This is a genomic window from Flavobacterium sp. GW821-FHT11G01, from assembly GCF_058808175.1.
Map to the genome: position 1 here is coordinate 120,913 of NZ_JBXARK010000011.1, position 17,579 is coordinate 138,491.

General features: G+C 34.3%; 17 protein-coding genes. 5 read left to right on the plus strand and 12 right to left on the minus strand.

Annotated features, from left to right (window positions below; all coding sequences use genetic code 11):
* Positions 1-103: 103 nt before the first annotated feature.
* The 6 genes from AC1RRN_RS18465 to AC1RRN_RS18490 all read right to left on the minus strand — a co-directional run bounded on the left by AC1RRN_RS18465 (position 104) and on the right by AC1RRN_RS18490 (position 6,496).
* On the minus strand, positions 104-514 hold the full coding sequence (locus AC1RRN_RS18465) for a BrxA/BrxB family bacilliredoxin (protein ID WP_026982321.1): 411 nt from the start codon (positions 512-514) through the stop codon (positions 104-106).
* Between the two features lie 153 nt (positions 515-667).
* Entirely contained in the window at positions 668-1,828 is a 1,161-nt protein-coding gene (locus AC1RRN_RS18470) for a lycopene cyclase family protein (protein ID WP_492968720.1), read from the minus strand.
* Positions 1,829-2,046: 218 nt separating this feature from the next.
* Positions 2,047-2,511, minus strand: coding sequence for a thioredoxin family protein (locus tag AC1RRN_RS18475; RefSeq protein WP_492968721.1), 465 nt, complete (start codon positions 2,509-2,511; stop codon positions 2,047-2,049).
* 167 nt (positions 2,512-2,678) lie between these two features.
* Positions 2,679-4,940, minus strand: coding sequence for a TonB-dependent receptor (locus AC1RRN_RS18480; RefSeq protein ID WP_492968722.1), 2,262 nt, complete (start codon positions 4,938-4,940; stop codon positions 2,679-2,681).
* A gap of 282 nt (positions 4,941-5,222) precedes the next feature.
* Complete coding sequence (locus tag AC1RRN_RS18485) at positions 5,223-6,131, minus strand: NAD(P)/FAD-dependent oxidoreductase (RefSeq protein WP_492968723.1); 909 nt, start codon at positions 6,129-6,131, stop codon at positions 5,223-5,225.
* Between the two features lie 11 nt (positions 6,132-6,142).
* Positions 6,143-6,496, minus strand: a complete 354-nt coding sequence (locus AC1RRN_RS18490) for a MerC family mercury resistance protein (RefSeq protein WP_492968724.1) — start codon at positions 6,494-6,496, stop codon at positions 6,143-6,145.
* Positions 6,497-6,589: 93 nt separating this feature from the next.
* Between AC1RRN_RS18490 and AC1RRN_RS18495 the strand changes: the two genes are divergently transcribed.
* The 3 genes from AC1RRN_RS18495 to AC1RRN_RS18505 all read left to right on the plus strand — a co-directional run bounded on the left by AC1RRN_RS18495 (position 6,590) and on the right by AC1RRN_RS18505 (position 9,668).
* Complete coding sequence (locus AC1RRN_RS18495) at positions 6,590-6,982, plus strand: Fur family transcriptional regulator (RefSeq protein ID WP_492968725.1); 393 nt, start codon at positions 6,590-6,592, stop codon at positions 6,980-6,982.
* A gap of 74 nt (positions 6,983-7,056) precedes the next feature.
* Positions 7,057-8,928, plus strand: a complete 1,872-nt coding sequence (locus AC1RRN_RS18500; protein ID WP_492968726.1) for an Nramp family divalent metal transporter — start codon at positions 7,057-7,059, stop codon at positions 8,926-8,928.
* Between the two features lie 86 nt (positions 8,929-9,014).
* Entirely contained in the window at positions 9,015-9,668 is a 654-nt protein-coding gene (locus AC1RRN_RS18505; RefSeq protein ID WP_492968727.1) for a metal-dependent transcriptional regulator, read from the plus strand.
* 201 nt (positions 9,669-9,869) lie between these two features.
* Here the strand turns inward: AC1RRN_RS18505 and AC1RRN_RS18510 are convergent, their stop codons facing one another.
* From AC1RRN_RS18510 to AC1RRN_RS18535, 6 genes are all read right to left on the minus strand, one after another.
* On the minus strand, positions 9,870-10,268 hold the full coding sequence (locus tag AC1RRN_RS18510; RefSeq protein ID WP_492968728.1) for a hypothetical protein: 399 nt from the start codon (positions 10,266-10,268) through the stop codon (positions 9,870-9,872).
* 165 nt (positions 10,269-10,433) lie between these two features.
* Positions 10,434-11,216, minus strand: coding sequence for an enoyl-CoA hydratase/isomerase family protein (locus AC1RRN_RS18515; RefSeq protein WP_492968729.1), 783 nt, complete (start codon positions 11,214-11,216; stop codon positions 10,434-10,436).
* A 10-nt stretch (positions 11,217-11,226) separates the two neighbouring features.
* Entirely contained in the window at positions 11,227-12,642 is a 1,416-nt protein-coding gene (locus AC1RRN_RS18520) for an ATP-binding protein (protein ID WP_492968760.1), read from the minus strand.
* A gap of 131 nt (positions 12,643-12,773) precedes the next feature.
* Positions 12,774-13,322 (minus strand): CopD family protein, encoded by a 549-nt coding sequence (locus AC1RRN_RS18525; protein WP_492968730.1) that lies wholly within the window; start codon positions 13,320-13,322, stop codon positions 12,774-12,776.
* 78 nt (positions 13,323-13,400) lie between these two features.
* Positions 13,401-14,414 (minus strand): ferrochelatase, encoded by a 1,014-nt coding sequence (gene hemH, locus AC1RRN_RS18530; RefSeq protein WP_492968731.1) that lies wholly within the window; start codon positions 14,412-14,414, stop codon positions 13,401-13,403.
* 259 nt (positions 14,415-14,673) lie between these two features.
* Positions 14,674-15,546, minus strand: a complete 873-nt coding sequence (locus AC1RRN_RS18535; protein ID WP_115887709.1) for a helix-turn-helix domain-containing protein — start codon at positions 15,544-15,546, stop codon at positions 14,674-14,676.
* Positions 15,547-15,773: 227 nt separating this feature from the next.
* On the opposite strand from AC1RRN_RS18535, the gene hemA reads away from it, so the two are divergent.
* On the plus strand, positions 15,774-17,024 hold the full coding sequence (gene hemA, locus AC1RRN_RS18540; RefSeq protein ID WP_492968732.1) for a glutamyl-tRNA reductase: 1,251 nt from the start codon (positions 15,774-15,776) through the stop codon (positions 17,022-17,024).
* Between the two features lie 106 nt (positions 17,025-17,130).
* Positions 17,131-17,535: a GxxExxY protein gene (locus tag AC1RRN_RS18545; protein ID WP_492968733.1), complete on the plus strand. Its 405-nt coding sequence runs from the start codon at positions 17,131-17,133 to the stop codon at positions 17,533-17,535.
* Positions 17,536-17,579 lie beyond the last annotated feature (44 nt).

The following is a 17,579-nucleotide window of genomic DNA, read 5'->3' on the forward strand; positions in this document are numbered from 1 at the left end:
AAAGGTTTCTTCGCAGATTTAATAAAAAACAAAAAAGCACTATGAAAATAGTGCTTTTTTAATCTTTGTACCTCTGTACCTTTGTCTCTTTTAACCTGACGAATTAACAAAATTCGTTAAAAGCGTCTTGTAAATTCTCAGCGATTAATTCAGCTGGACGACCTTCGATGTGGTGACGCTCTAACATGTGAACCAATTCTCCGTTTTTGAACAAAGCCATAGAAGGCGACGATGGAGGAAAAGGAAACATATGTTGTCTTGCAGCATCAACCGCTTCTTTGTCAACACCAGCGAAAACTGTAATTAAGTGATCTGGTTTTTTAGCACCTTCTAAACTCATTTTTGCTCCCGGACGTGCATTTCTTGCAGCACAACCACAAACAGAGTTTACAACAACTAAAGTGGTACCTTCAGCTTTGATAGCATTATCTACAGCGTCAGCACTATGTAAATCTTGAAAACCTGCAGCAGTCAATTCAGCTTGCATTGGTTTTACCATTTCTTCTGGATACATATTGTTTATTTTTTAAATTTTACTTTTGAACTGCAAAGTTACAAAGTTTACTCGCAACTACTTAATTTGAAGTATAAAGTTTTGTTATAGTTCGATTGATAAAGTCAAAAGTTGGAAAGTCATAAAGTCGAAAGTTACAACTACACCTTCTTTTTATTTAAATAGAACCCTAAACAAGGCTTTTATAAATGGCATTTTCGGACATTTTAAAATAACTCGCAAATCTTCTATTAAACTCGTTTCTTCGTCCAAAAACTTAAAAACCAATGTTGGATTACCTTTTTTAAATAAAGAGGAGAAAATAGGGCTTCCTAATTCGTTATGATGATGTAGAATATCCAAAAGCAATAAATCATAAAACCAAAATCGGCTTTTTTTATGGAATGTTGACATTTTGAAGTTTTCGTTTTGAAGAAATTCAACCAATTCTGATGATTTTTTATCCGAATTTCTAAAAGTAAAACCGGTACTGGCCTTGGTCCATCCGCCAGCGGTTCCGATATTTAAAACTTTTTTGGTATTCTTTTTCCAAAAAGGGTAACTCGTCATTGGGATGCTTCCCTGCTCCTTTTCTGTAATTTGAAATTTATCTGCTCCTAGTTTTTCTAAATAAAGCCGAATCTCTTTTTCATATTCTTCTTTCGGAAGAAGATTTTCTGAGAACAAAGTATATTCGACCAAAGCTTCGGTTTTAGAATTCGGCAAAACATACATAAATCTTGTATTTCCTTTTTGTTCTACCGAAAAATCCATGAAAGTAGCTTCTTCCGGATTGAAAACGGCAATTTCAGTTTTTACAAACCAACCTATAAAATGTTGTTTCAAAACCGGATATTTGGTTTGACTTTGAACTAAACTCTTGGTGTAAATACTATTGAATAAATAATCACAAGTATATCTGTTTTCGTCAGTTCCCACAAAAACATGGTTTTCTAATTCGTTAATATCCGTTACTTTTTCTTTTAAAAAAGTAATATTTGGATGTTTAGATATTTCCTCGAAAACAAAATTGTAAAAATCCAGTCCTCGAATTTGGTTGTACTGATAAGGTTTCAACTCCAAATCTCTCTTGAAATCTTCATTAGCAAACAAAGCCAAATCCCATTTTTTAGAGATAATCGAATTCCAGATTGTTTCTTCTTTTGCCCAAAAACACCAAGTTCTGTCATTGGTTTTCTTTGCATTTTCATCTAATAGTAAAATTGTTTTATCTGTAAACTTTCCAGACAATACCATTTTATAAACGGTCATCAAAGCAGATAAACCTGTTCCTGTAAAGATGTAATTGAAGTGTTGGATTTGCGAAGAATTCATTCTCAAAAATAAGGAATTTTAACCGTTGAGTGTAATTCGAAAAAAACAATTTAACACATAGAAGAAACATAGGTTTTAAATATTAAAAAAAGAATACCAAAAGAAACTAGTTTCTCACACATAGCTATGTTTGTTAATGCAAGTGAAACGCCTTTTATAAGTTTACAAAATCTATGATTTTTCTATGTGTTAAAAATAGTCTGCCCAAAAGTTGAATTTTATTCTTTCAATTTTTCTAAAAGAAGTTTAAAATCCTTCGGACTTAAATAATTATTATACTGCAGAATGATTTCGTTTTTCTCATTCAAAACACATAAAATCGGATATACAATCTGATTATTAATTGTTCCGAGCTGTAAAGCCAATTCATGAACCCCAACATTATTTCCCGAAGGTTTGTATTTAAAATTTTTTCCATTAAAGAAAATATCTTGTTTTTCTTCTGCATTAAAATCAATAAAATAAAAATCTGAGTTCAGTTTTTGAATGATTTCAGGATTTTTAAAAGTCGTTTGTTTCATTCTTTGGCAATACTGACACCAATCAGTATGAATGAAAACGATTATTTTTCGCTTTTGAATTTGCTGCAAGCTATCGATTTCTTCAAAAGAATAACTTTTCGACTGACAGAAACCTGTTGCTGAAATTCCGAAGAAGAAGATTAATAGAAATAGCTTTTTCATAGTTTTTTAATTGGACTATTATTTAAACACATAGAAACATAGATTTTAATGACCAAATTAAGATTATTTTAAAAAGCTAGCTTTCACACATAGCAACTATGTTTGTTAATGCAAGTGAAACGCCTTTCAACAGCTATGAAAATCTATGTCTCTATGCGTTTAAATTTTTATCTTAAAGTATATCGCAATCCAAAAAAACCACGAATCGATTGGTTTTGCCCGTAAACATAAGTCGTGTCAAAAGTCAAACCGTAAGGATTATCAGGTGTTACTAAAACTTTTCCGGCCGAATCGTATTGCACGTTTTTATCAAAAGGATCATTGGCTCTCGAAATCAAAAACGGATTTTTCTGCATCGGTGTAAAATTCAGTAAATTCTTGATTCCGCCATAAAGTTCAAAATTCTTCCATCCAAAATAGGTAAATTGAATGTTCTGAATACTGAACCAAGGCGATTTCGGACTTCTCGGATCTAATTCGCTCAGCAAAGGCAAGTTCATCGGACTGTAAACATTTCCGGTGTAATCCAACAATAAATTTAGCGATTCTATTTTATACGAAACGCTCCAGGTTGCCGTAAAGTTCTCAGTTAAAAAAGGTCTTTCTGAAACCCCGTTTTCTACATTTTTATTATCTAAAACAGTAGCGCCTAAAATCATTTTTAATCCCGAAGGAAAATTGACATCGACATTCGTACTAATTCCCTGGCTGATAGCGTAACCATTGATGTTGTCGTAAATAATTTTATTCGGATCTGTTTCGTAATCCGATATGATTTTATTACTGAAACGGGTATAAAAAGCCGTTGTTTCAATTCCGATAAAAGTGCCGTTTGTGAAGTTTATTTTTTGAATATAATTCAGATTTGCATTCACAGATTGTTCGGGTTTCAAATCATTCTGAATCACAACGTCGCGTGAGCCTGTCAGCGCTGCGTGATCTTCTGTAAATAAATTCACAACACGAAATCCGGTTCCGGCATTCAATCTGAAAATCGTGTTTTCGTTTTTCTTCCATCGATAGGCCACTCTCGGCGTGTAAATCGAACCATGAATCGAATTATAATCATATCGCATTCCCAACAAAACCTGACTTTTCGGCGAAAGCGTAATTTCATCCTGAACAAAAATTCCCGGTAACCACGTACTTTCGGCTTCTTTCGTTGCCGTTGTATTATCATCATAATACGAATAGCGATTGGCAATTCCGGCAAGCAAATCGTTTCTTCCGAGCTTTTTATCCCAAGTCAATTGTAAAAAACCAATTTTCTGATTCGCGATATACGAAGTGGTTCCGTAACGACTGTCCTGATAATGCACATTTCCGGAAAACGAAAGCATCAGTTTTTCTTCAAACGGCAATTGGTAACTTCCTATTAACTCGGCTCTTTTAGTGTAAATACTTTCGCCGTAAATTTCGTCTCCACCTCGGTACTTTTTCTCCCAACGCACATCTCCACCCCAACGATCCTCATACATTCCACGGGCGGCGATTGTAAAAAGCCGATTTTCATTTCTCAAAAAACTCCATTTATTAAAGACCGATATTCGTTCAGATAAGGTTACATCTGTAAAATTGTCTTTGTCTTTATCGACAACTTCATTGTAATTAAAGTAATTGACTCCCAAAAGTGTCATTGATTTTTTGGTCGGACTGAATTTCATTCCCAAATCAACATTCGTTTCTAAATAGGTTGTCGTAAAAACATCAGCAGCAAAAACCGGCGCATTGGTTGGGTTTTTAGTGATAATGTTGATCAAACCTCCAACGGCTTCACTTCCGTACAAAGAGGAAGCCGGGCCTTTTACGATTTCAATTCGTTCGACCAAAGAATTAGGAATTCCGGATAATCCATAAACCGTCGAAAGACTGCTCACAATTGGCATCCCATCAATTAAAACCAAAGTATACGGCCCTTCCAAACCGTTAATATGAATATCTCCCGTATTACAAACACCACAATTTAACTGTGGACGAACGCCATTGATGTTTTGAAGTGCTTCATAAATACTCGGAGTTGGATTTTTCTTGAAGAAAACCGGCGAATAAACCTCAACCGGAACAGCACTTTCTAATCGTTTTACCGCTTTTAAAGTTCCTGAAACGACAACTTCGTTAAGTTGATTCTCATTATCGGTCAATTCAATATCAAAGGAATTAACGGAATCTTTTACAACTTCAATTTTCTTCTTCAAAGTTTGAAAACCCATTTGAGAAATCTGAATAGTATAATTCCCAATAGCAACATTTTCTAAAGCATAATATCCCAAACTATCTGTAACTGCTTTATGTTTTGTACCTAATAAATGCACATTCGCGGCTTGTATTTTTCTACCTTCGCCAGAAACAGAACCAGAAACGGTAATGGTTTCCTGTGCATAAGAAAATTGTAAAGTAAACAGAATCAATATTACTATTGAGTTTTTCATTATTATAAAATTAAATTTAGACAAAACTAAAAATTAAATTTGACAAATAATGTTTCTAAAACTAAAATTTTTAATTCAATTTAAATCAATATGTTATATTTCTATTTTATAAGGTTGAATAGCGTCCAGCTTCAGCTGGATGAAAAAAATATATTGGGAAACAAAAAGGGCTTTAGCCAAATCTGAAAATTTGGCTAAAGCCCTTTTCTAATTCAAACCTAACTCTCCCTAGCTGAAGCTAGGGGCTATACAATAAGGCTTACTAACCTGACGATTCAAATATTAAAAATTCTCATCAATAAGTTCCTTATTAATCGCAGCACCCGCGAATGATCCTGTTGAAACTGCAATTGCAACAGATCGCATTTGAGTTGTACAATCTCCGCTTGCATAAACTCCTGAAATATTCGTTTTCTGCATCATATCAACATTGATCAAACCTTGTTCTGATAACGTACAACCTAATGTTGAAGGCAAAGAACAATGTTGCTCAAATGGAGGCCTGAAATAAATCGCTTTCACAGTAGTTTTAGATTGGTTTTTAAAGATTACTTGCTTAATATTTCCGTTTTCATGTTCTAAAAATTCAATCTCTTCTTCAATTATTTCAATTTGATGCTTTTGAAGCATTATCTTTTGTTCCGATGTCAAAGTTGATTTTCCATTGGTCAGTAATCTTAAGTCTTTTGTCCAATTTGAAATTAGTTTTGCATATTCAAAAGCCATTTCTCCATTGGCAATAATGGCTGTTTTCTCTCTTTTTACTTCATAACCGTGGCAGTAAGGACAATGCAAAACCGAGATTCCCCAACACTCAGCCAAACCTTTCATTTCAGGAAGCAAATCTTTTACACCGGTTGCGAATACTATTTTTTTTGAAGCAAAAACTTCTCCTGAATCTGTTTTGATTTCGAAACCTTCTTTAGTTTTAAGAGCTTGAACAGCAATTCCCTTAAAAAACTGAACCGTTTTATAAAAGTCGACTTGTAATTTGGCTTTCGCCGAAATGACAGCGGGCACTTCGCCATCCTGCGTAATAAAATTATGCGAATGCGGCGTTTGTCTGTTGCAAGGCAAACCGCTATCAATAATCAAAACCTGGCGTAAAGAACGTCCTAAACTCATGGCTGCAGAAAGTCCACTATAACTTCCGCCAACAATAATTACTTCAAAATTATTTTGTTGTATCATAACTATCTGATTTAATGATTTATAATTTTATGCGATTTATAATTCAAAAAATGTCCAATGATCATTCCGATTCCGCCAATGAAAATTAAATCGAGATGAATATCTAAAATGATTTCACTTAAAACACTAATCCAAATCAATGTCATTGAAACAACCAAAATCGTAGCTATTAAAAGTCCCGATTTTTTTATAATTTTAAAAATTGCAAAAAGTCCAATCGTAGCGAAAAGTAAATCAATAAACGGATTGTGATTTAATCCCAAAGGGAGAATAGTTAAAAGCGGAAAAACCAAGCAATGCACTAAACAAATCGTTGCACTTGAAATTCCTAAAATATCGTAAAAAGGTGTTGTAGTTTTCTTCATTTGGTTTACATTTGCTTAATGCAATTTTGTTGCAAATATACATATAAAAATCAAATGCAACATTGTTGCGTTATTATTTTTATTTCAAAAAAAATGAAAACAACGAGAAACACCACAGCAAAGACAGCCGTTTTAGAGATTTTTGGAAAAACTAAAATCGCGCTGTCCCATACAGAAATTTACAAACAAATCGAAGATATTTGCGATCGCGTAACTGTTTATAGAATTTTAGATCGTTTGGTTAATGATGATATTGTCCATAAAATTGTTGATTTGGATGGCACTATAAAATATGCAAAATGTCATCATCATGCACAGCGAGTTCACATTCATAATCACGCTCACTTCAGTTGTGAAAAGTGTCTTGAAATAACCTGCCTTGAAAATGTAAAGCCGAGTTACATTATTCCGCACAACTATAAAGTCAATGACATAAACTTTACTTTGTCAGGAATATGTCCAAATTGTTCCAATTCTAACATTTAAGATTTAGACTCGTCTAAAAATATTGTTGCGCGAATGTAATTTTTATATACATTTGTTAAAACAACAGTATTAAAATGACCAAATCTTTAGAAGAAGTTAACCAATCGGTTGCAACAGAGCATAAAAAGACCGGTTTTCGTAAAATATTAGCCTTTTTAGGTCCCGCATACTTAGTAAGCGTTGGTTATATGGATCCCGGAAACTGGGCGACAGATATTGCCGGCGGAAGCCAGTTTGGCTATACTTTAGTGTGGGTTTTGTTAATGAGTAACTTAATGGCTTTGCTTTTGCAAAGTTTAAGTGCGCGTCTTGGAATTGTAACACAGCGCGATCTTGCTCAGGCTTCGAGAGAAACCTATTCGAAATTCATCAACTACATTTTATATTTTCTGGCAGAAATAGCCATTGCTGCTTGCGATTTAGCCGAAGTTTTGGGAATGGCCATCGGTATCAATCTTCTATTCGGAATTCCTTTGATGGAAGGCGTTTTAATTACCGTTTTAGATACTTTTCTTTTATTGTTTCTTATTAATAAAGGAATTCGAAAAATGGAAGCCTTTATTATTGCTTTGGTCGCGATTATTGGTTTTTCATTTATTTTTGAAATGATTTTTGCCGAACCGGAAGTTTCTAAAATAATTGCAGGTCTTGTTCCTTCAATACCAAATTCTGCCGCATTATACATTGCCATCGGAATTATTGGAGCGACCGTGATGCCGCACAACCTATACCTACACTCTTCTTTAGTACAAACCAGAAAATTTGACAGAAGCCCAGCCGGAATCAAACAAGCTTTAAAATATAATCTGATTGACTCAACGATTGCGCTGAACCTGGCGTTTTTCGTAAACGCCGCTATCTTAATCTTAGCCGCTGCAACCTTTCATAAAAACGGAATGTTTGAAGTTGCCGAAATTCAGGATGCTCATCAATTTCTGGAACCTTTATTAGGAACCAAATGGGCGCCGATTCTATTTGCCGTTGCTCTTATTGCTGCAGGACAAAGCTCAACAGTAACCGGAACATTGGCAGGTCAAATTGTGATGGAAGGTTATCTTCATTTACGAATTCAGCCTTGGGTTCGCCGAATCATTACGCGCTTAATTGCGATTGTTCCTGCCTTAATTGTAATTTATATTTATGGCGAAAGCGTCACTGGAAAACTATTAATTCTAAGTCAGGTAATTTTGAGTTTGCAATTAGGGTTTGCGATCATTCCGCTAATTCATTTTGTAAGCGATAAATCAAAAATGAATGGTTTTCATATTTCAAAAACCACTCAGGTTGTTTCCTGGATTATTGCTTCTATCATTGTGTCTTTAAACGCCAAATTAGTTTATGATGAAATAACATCATGGCTTGCAAGTTCAGAGAATCCAGTGGTACTTTGGTTTACCGTTATACCGCTTGCTTTCGGGTTTCTGGCTTTGTTGCTTTACATTATAGCAAAACCATTTATCATAAAAGCACAGGCAAAATTTGTCAATCATTCTCCACATAACTTAAAACTCCAGTTTTCTCCAAAAGAAAGTCAGAGCTATAAAAATATCGCGATCTCTGTAGATTTTTCAAAAGCTGATGAATCTGCATTGAACAGAGCCTTTGAATTAGGCGGACTTAACACTCAATATACTTTAATTCACATTGTTGAAACCGTTGGCGCTTTAATGTACGGAGGTCATGTTGATGATCATGAAACCACTATCGACGAAAAATTATTATTAGAATATCAGGAAATGCTTTCGCAAAAGGGATTCAACATCAAAACGGAACTTGGTTTTGGAAAACCAAACAAAGTAATCCCAAAAATTATAAACGAAGGAAATTTTGACATTTTAGTTATGGGAACGCACGGCCACACCGGATTAAAAGACATTTTATTTGGTACAACCGTAGACAAATTGAGACATAAAATTTCGATACCTTTGTTAATTGTTAAGAAATAGGAACAAAGGCTCAGAGGTTCAAAGGGACAAAGGTTTTTACTTTGAACCTCTGTTCCTTTGAACCTTTGTCCCTCAAAAAGAAAAAAATGACTTTCTCAGAAGAAAACTATCTAAAATCGATATATCATCTTACGGCTTCTTTAGAAACTGAAGTGAGTACGAACGCTATTGCCGAAATGATGGAAACCAAAGCTTCATCGGTTACGGATATGCTTAAAAAGTTGGCAGATAAAGATTTAGTAAATTATAAAAAATACCAAGGTGTTTCATTGACTGAAAACGGAAAATTGGCTGCTAAAATGATTGTTCGAAAACATCGTTTGTGGGAAGTTTTTTTGGTGGAAAAACTAAACTTTAGCTGGGATGAGGTTCATGATATTGCCGAACAATTGGAACATATCAAATCGGAACAATTAATTAACCGTTTGGATGATTTTCTTGGAAATCCGACGGAAGATCCGCACGGAGATCCTATTCCGGATGCGAATGGTAGAATTATTAAAATCGAAAAACATTTGCTTTCTGAATTAACAGAACATCAAATTGGGGTTTGCGTAGGTGTAAAAGATACTTCATCAGAATTTTTAAAATATCTGGATAAGCAGGAAATTGCCTTGGGTTCTCGAATTGAATTTCTATCTAAAGAATCTTTCGATTTATCGGTTAAAATTAAGGTGGATGGAAGGGAATTATCTATTTCTAATAAAATTGCTTCTAATTTGTTTGTGAAGCTTGTTTAGAGTATTGTTTCACAGAGATTCGCGGAGGATTTCACAGAGATACACGAAGATTTTAATTATTTTAATTTGGAAGGAGAAATCTGCGCGAGGCTCGACAAAGATTGAATTATCGTTGCGGAGTTACTTGCGGAGATTTCTCCTTCGTCGAAATGACAAACTAGCCAATAAACTTTCTTTTGAAAACGGGATTAGCTCCTAAAACTAAACAATTCCTTTCTCTATCATTTCTAACATTACGGGCGATGCATTTTTAAATGTCGGTTCTTGTTCGATAATACTGCCCGCATTTTTCTTATTTACTTTGAAAGTTACATCGTTATCTGTCGTAAACAAAAGCGCTGTCAAAAACGGATTTTTAATATACGTTCCTAAAACCATTAAGGCTTCATCTAAAGTATGAATGCTTTCAATTTCTTCGGTTTTGTAACGAGAAATCAGTGAAATAGAAAAAGTATTGTCTTCATTCAAAACCAGTCGGAAATAAATGTTTTTAATCTCGGTGTCGCCGATGGTTTTGGCAAGAGTAAGTTTGGCAAAAGTGCCGGCTTTGATGCTTTCTTTGACACGTTCGCAAAAAAGAGCAAATATTGGTTCGTACATTTTTTTTAAGGTTCTAAGGTTCTGAGATGCTAAGGTTCTAAGTTTTAGCCTTTGCCTAATATTATACCGCAAAGTTGCACAAAGATTTCGCAAAGTTACACAAAGCTTTAGATAAAATTTCTTTGTGAGTCTCTGTGAAATCTTTGTGCAACTCTGTGGAATAACTTATTTCCCAGTAAATTCAGCTTTTCTTTTCTCTAAAAATGCTGTTGTTCCTTCTTTAAAATCCTGAGTTCCGAAACATTTTCCGAAAGATTTTATTTCCGTATCAAAACCATTTTTTCCGTCTGTATAGTTTGCATTGATGGCTTTTATCGCTTTTCCAATGGCAAAAGGAGCATTTTTAATGATTTTTTGAGCGATTCCGTTTGTAAATTCAAGAAGTTCAGCCTGAGGAACTACGTGATTTACTAAACCGTATTGTTTTGCTTCATCGGCAGAAATCATGGCTGCGGTCATAATCATTTCCATAGCTCGGCCTTTACCCACTAATTGTGGTAAACGCTGTGTTCCCCCGTAACCCGGAATCAATCCTAAAGTTACTTCCGGCAATCCCATTTTTGCATTATCAGATGCTACTCTAAAATGACAAGCCATTGCCAATTCTAATCCTCCACCCAATGCAAAACCATTAACGGCAGCAATTACAGGTTTCTTCAAATTTTCTATATAATCAAAAAGTGATTCTTGTCCTTCGGCAGCCAATTGTGCGCCTTCAACTACGGTATAATTTGCAAATTCTGAAATATCAGCACCAGCTACAAAAGCTTTTTCGCCGCTTCCGGTCAAAACAATAACGCGAACCTCATCATTTTTACCCAATAATTTGATTGCTTTATTTAGGTCACTAATGGTTGCTTTGTTTAAAGCGTTCAGTTTCGTAGGTCTATTTATGGTTACGGTTGCAATTTTTTCTTCAATAGAAATTAAAAGATTTTCGTAGTTCATGACAGTGGTTTTATGAGTTTGTGATAGGCAAAGAAACAGTGAATGTGGTTCCTTTTCCGAAAGTTGATTCAAAGGTAATTGTTCCTTTGTAATTTTCGATGATGTTTTTTATAATTCCGAGTCCAAGACCCATTCCACTGGTTTTTGTGGTAAATTTTGGTTCGAAAATTCTGCCAATATCCAGTTTCTGAATTCCGATTCCGTTGTCTTTTACGGCAATTTCGACATTGTTGTTTCGCCTTTTCACAGTAACGACAATTGATTTATGAAATTGACTTTCCGGAATGGCCTGCGTTGCGTTTTTAACCAGATTCGTAATCACACGGATTAGTTGCGTACGATCCATTTTGGAAATGATTTCCTCTTCATCACTTTCAAAAGAGATATAATCTTCATTGAAAATATCCAACGCCAATTCTACAACTTCAACCACATTTAAGGTTTCGTTTTGCTGTGCCGGCATCGAGGCAAAATTCGAAAATGCCGAAGCTACAGCGGTCATTGTATCAATTTGCTGGATTAAAGTCTCAGAATAATCATTTAGTTTCTGTTTTGCATCTGGAGCAGTCGGGTCAAACTTTCGTTGATAACTCTGCACGGTCAAGCGCATCGGCGTAAGCGGATTTTTAATTTCGTGCGCAACTTGCTTCGCCATTTCACGCCAGGCTTCTTCACGTTCACTTTGAGCCAGTTTTATGGCACTCGTTTCAAGTTTGTCGACCATTCCGTTATAAGCTTTAATCAGGAAGTTGACTTCTTTACTATTTGCTTCTAAAACAATTTTCTCGTTTTTCTGATCTAAGTTGGTTTCCTCTAATCTGTCAGAAATGGTTTTAAGTGATTTTGTAATGTAAGTTGAAAGGAAATAAGCCAAAGCAAAAGCCACAATCAACATAAAAGAATATACCTGGCTTAAACGAATCAGGAAAGTATTTAATTCGTTATCGTAATAACCATCGTCTTCTAAATAAGGAAGATTTAAAATTCCGAGTGGTTTGAATTTTTCGTCTTTAATTAAACTATACGACGATCTATTTTTAACTCCATCAATCGTTTTAATATCTACAAAACGTTTTTCGATAGAAGAACGAACCAATTTCAGAATATAATCCGGAACCGGAGGCGCCACTTTATCAACCGCAAAAGATTCTTTAGACGATTTCAACAATTTCCCGTCAAGGCTGTAAATATTGATTTCAATTTTGTGAATTTGAGCCAATTCGTGGATTTTGTCTTTAAAAATCAAATCCAAATTTGCCGTCTTAAGCGGGTATGTTGTTGTAGAAAGCACATAATTGATGTGCTCTTTTACCGCATTTTCCTTACGTTCTAAACGTTCCTGATGGTATTCTTTTGCCTCAGTTTTAAACTGAATAATCGAAATCGAAGCCAATAAAAAAGATGCCACAACAATCAATACAATCATCGACAGGAAAATCCTGGTACGAAGGGAAAGCATTGACATTTTGAAGTTGTTTAGCATTTTTTTAGTGATTAGTGAATAGTAATTAGTGAATAGCAAAAGCTTAAAGCTAATGACTAATCACTTTTTACTAATTACTTTTTTTCTCGTATTCTCTTATAAAAACGGAATCCCAGCATGATTAAAACCGAAAATAAAATAATTCCGATTACGCCGAAAATCCAGTTGATGGCACTTTTTAAAACTACTAAAAAGACAACCGCAAATAGTATAATTGTTGCACCTTCATTCCATAAACGCATGAAATTGTTGGAATATTTCACCTCATCATTTTGCAATTGTTTGAAAATTTGATGGCATTTTAAATGATACAAATACAATAAGAAAACGAAACACAACTTAACATGCATCCAGGGCATTTTGAGCCAGGCGTTTCCTAAATCGGTAAAAAACAACATCCAAAAAGCAAAAATACTGGCCAAAACTGCTGAAGGCCACGTAATAATGTACCACAAACGGTAGGCCATTATTTTGTATTGCGCCTGCAAAATTTCTTTTTCAGGAGATGGTTTTTCATTGGCTTCGATTTGATACACAAACAAACGCACAATATAAAACAAACCTGCGAACCAGGTTATTACAAATATAAGATGCAGTGATTTTAAATAATTATAATATTCCATAATTTTTGTTTCAGGTTTCAAGTTTCAGGTTTTTCTTAAAGTTGATTCTAACTTAAAACCTCAAACTTGAAACAAATATTATTTAGCCCAGTCGTTAATCCAGTTACTAACCGTCTGACACCACTCATCATCATCATTCAGACATGGAATAGCTAAGAATTCTTCGCCTCCTTTTGCTTCAAAATCTTCTTTGGCGCGCATTGCGATTTCTTCTAAAGTTTCTAAACAATCAGACACAAAAGCAGGCGTTACAACCGCTAATTTCTTGATTCCTTTTGCTGGCATGTTGTCAATTTCAACATCTGTATAAGGCTCTAACCATTTGTCTCCCGCTAAACGCGATTGAAAAGTCAGACTGTATTTATCTGCAGGAAGTCCTAATAGTTTTACAACTTGTCTTGTGGTTTCATAACATTGGTGACGGTAACAGAAATCATGCGCCGGTGAAGGTGTGTTACAACAAGAACCGTCAATTTTACAATGTGATTTCGTTACATCAGTTTTGCGAATATGACGCTCCGGGATACCGTGATACGAGAACAATAAATGATCGTAGTCAAAACCAACTAAATGTTTCTGAATGGAATCGGCTAAATTCTTGATGTAATCCGGTTTGTTGTAAAACGCTGGAACATCAGTAAATGTCATGTGTGGAAATTTCTTTTTACGGATTTCTTCTGCTTTAACCAAAATCGTCAAAGTAGAAGCCATTGCATATTGAGGATATAACGGAAAAAGCATTACTTCTGTAACTCCTTTTTCGTGCAATTCCTGAAGACCTTTTTCGATGGTCATGCTTCCGTAGCGCATTGCTAAAGAAACAGGAACATTTACTAAAGGTTGTACTTTTTTCTGCATTCTTTCTGAAAGAACAACTAAAGGCGAACCTTCTTCCCACCAGATTTTAGCATATGCATGCGCTGATTCTTCTGGTCTTTTTCTTAGGATAATACCACGAACTAAAAAAGCTCTCAACAAATACGGAACGTCGATCACGTATTTATCCATCAAAAATTCATCTAAATATGGTTTTACATCTTTTGGTGTTGGACTTTCAGGAGATCCTAAGTTTACTAATAATACGCCTTTCATTATTATTTTTTTGCTTTAGGCTTTAAGCGCTAGGCTTTAAGCTTTTTATTTGTTTTTAAAAATTTCGTCAAAAGTATTCTATTGTACTTTTTAGAAATATGATAATTATTACTTTTTAGTTATTGTAGAATATTTAAAATCGATTTGAACAATTCGTGAAATTTTTCACGCAGATCCAAACAGATTAGAGCAGATGTTCACAGATTAATTCGTGAATTGCTTTGCCTGTTCGCTATCGCTCGGGTCGTGGCTAAAAAAACTAAACATTCGCATTAATCGACATCAAATACTTCTTTGGAGTTGTCGCGAACTTTTTCTTGAACGCCGCGATGAAATGACTTCCGGTACTATAACCAATTTTCAATCCAACTTCGTTTACATTATACGAACCGCTGTCTAATAGTTTTCGGGCGAAATCCATTTTATAATCGAAAAGGAAACCATAAACCGTGTCGCCATAAATTTGTTTGAAACCCATTTTTAGTTTCTTCAAATTCAAACCAATTTCATCTGCCAATTCTTGTAATCCTGGCGGTTCGGCCATATTGGCGATAATAATTTCTTTGGCTTTTCGGATTTTTAGCACGTTGTCTTCATCAATCAAAAACGGACATTGTTCTGCATTTGGATCTTCGGTTCTATTAAAATACAAACTCAATAATTCATATCCTTTTCCTTTATAATAAAGGTTTTTTATAGACGGATGAAGATTATAATGAAACAACTGACTCAAAACAATTGCCATCGACGGACTAATATTTCCTTCGTTATAATACTTTTTGTCCTTATTATCAGGACTTAAAAAAGTAATATAATCGGCTTCAGCAGAAAACAACGCGTGAAATTTTTTAATCGAAACAATTACCGAAATCACCCACGAGTTTGGAGCCAATTCTAAATTAAGCGGTAATTCTTTCTGTGGATTATACAAAAGCAACGATTTTTCTTCCTTCAAATCTAAAGCATAAGAACCTTGATTGAATAAGAATTTCGCATTGCCTTTTATCCCGAAGTGAAACTGTATCAAGCCAGTACCAATTTCGTGCTGTGCAGAAAAAGGCTCTAAACTGTCATTTTGAAAACGGATCAGCGTAAAGTCGTCTTCAATTTTTATAACTTCTTGAGAACTCATAGCGATATTTTTTTTTAACGAAAATCAAAACAAACGCAAAATGTTATTTAGAATCACTCTAAACAAATCACTTCAAATGAGTTGATTTTGCTACAAAAATAGTCCTTTTTACTCAAAAACACCTATTTAGGTTCAAAAAAACATACAGCGATATAAATAGTACTTTTAGCGTTACTTTTATAAACACTATAGTAATAATTTTGTTGCACTTTTATGAAAGTGAATTTATGGAAAACAATAACGTACCGAAACACCTTTATTTTTACTCAGTTGGTCTGAGTTATAAAAAAGCTGATGCTGAGGTCAGAGGTCAATTTAGTTTGGATGCAATTGCTAAAACGCGTTTGTTGGAACAAGCTAAAAACGATGGAATAGAAAGTTTACTAGTTACTTCAACTTGCAACAGAACCGAAATTTACGGTTTTGCTGAACATCCATTTCAATTAATAAAACTTATCTGCGATAACAGCAACGGTTCTGTTGATGCTTTTCAAAGAGTTGGTTTCGTTTACAAAAATCAAGAAGCAATAAATCATTTATTTCGCGTGGGAACTGGATTAGATAGTCAGATTCTGGGCGATTTTGAAATTATATCTCAAATCAAAACTAGTTTTGTTCATTCAAAATCAATGGGATTGGCCAATAATTTCATGGAAAGATTGGTGAATGCGGTGATTCAGGCGAGTAAAAGAATTAAAAACGAAACGGAGATCAGTTCTGGTGCTACTTCTGTTTCTTTTGCATCCGTACAATATATTTTGAAGAATGTTGAGGACATCAGCAATAAAAATATTTTGCTTTTCGGAACTGGAAAAATCGGAAGAAATACGTGTGAAAATTTAGTAAAACACACTAAAAACGAACATATTACTTTAATCAACCGAACGAAAGACAAAGCTGAGAAATTGGCTGGAAAACTAAATTTGATTGTTAAAGATTATTCTGAATTACACTTAGAACTTCAAAAAGCGGATGTTGTCGTTGTTGCAACCGGCGCGCAGAACCCGACAGTTGACAAAGCGATTTTAAATCTTAAAAAACCTTTGTTGATTCTGGATTTATCTATTCCGAAAAACGTTCACGAAAATGTTGAAGATTTAGAAGGTGTAACTTTAATTCATATGGATTATTTGTCGCAATTGACAGATGAAACTTTGGAAAACAGAAAATTACACATTCCGGCGGCGGAAGCGATTATCGAAGAAATCAAAGAAGAATTTCTAATTTGGATGAAAGGCCGAAAATTTGCCCCAACAATTAACGCCTTAAAAGAAAAACTAAACGCCATTAAAAACTCAGAATTAGATTTTCAAAGCAAAAAAATTGCTGATTTCAACGAAGAACAAGCGGAAATCATCAGCAACCGAATCATTCAAAAAATCACTACTCATTTCGCAAACCACTTAAAAGACGACAACACCATGGTCGATGAAAGCATCGAATGGATCGAAAAAGTCTTCAAAATAAAAGCATCTTAAATTTTAATTTTTACCATTAAGGCATTAAGAGAATTAAGTCAAGCTTTTTGTGAACACAAAGCTTAATTAACTTAATACCTTAATGGTAAAAACAATAATAAGTTCTATGACAAAAAAAGAGGTTACACAATTGGCTTATGAAATTACAGGTTTTGCTATTAAAGTACATAAAGCTTTAGGACCTGGACTTTTAGAAAGCATTTATGAACAATGCCTCAAATATGAATTAGAACAAAACGGATACGACGTTAAGCAACAATTAGTTGTAAAAATAGATTATTACGATCTTGAATTAGAGTCTGATCTGAGAATAGATTTATTAGTAAACGATTGTGTTGTTGTTGAATTAAAAGCGATAGAAAATTTATTGCCAATTCACGAAGCGCAATTATTAACGTACATGAAATTATTACAAAGACCTCAAGGTTTATTAATCAATTTCAACACAATAAATATTACAAAATCAATGAAACCTCTTGTAAATGATCATTTTGCAAGATTAATAGATTAAATAAAAGTTTGAACCCTTAAGATATTAGCAAAGTTAAGTTTAAT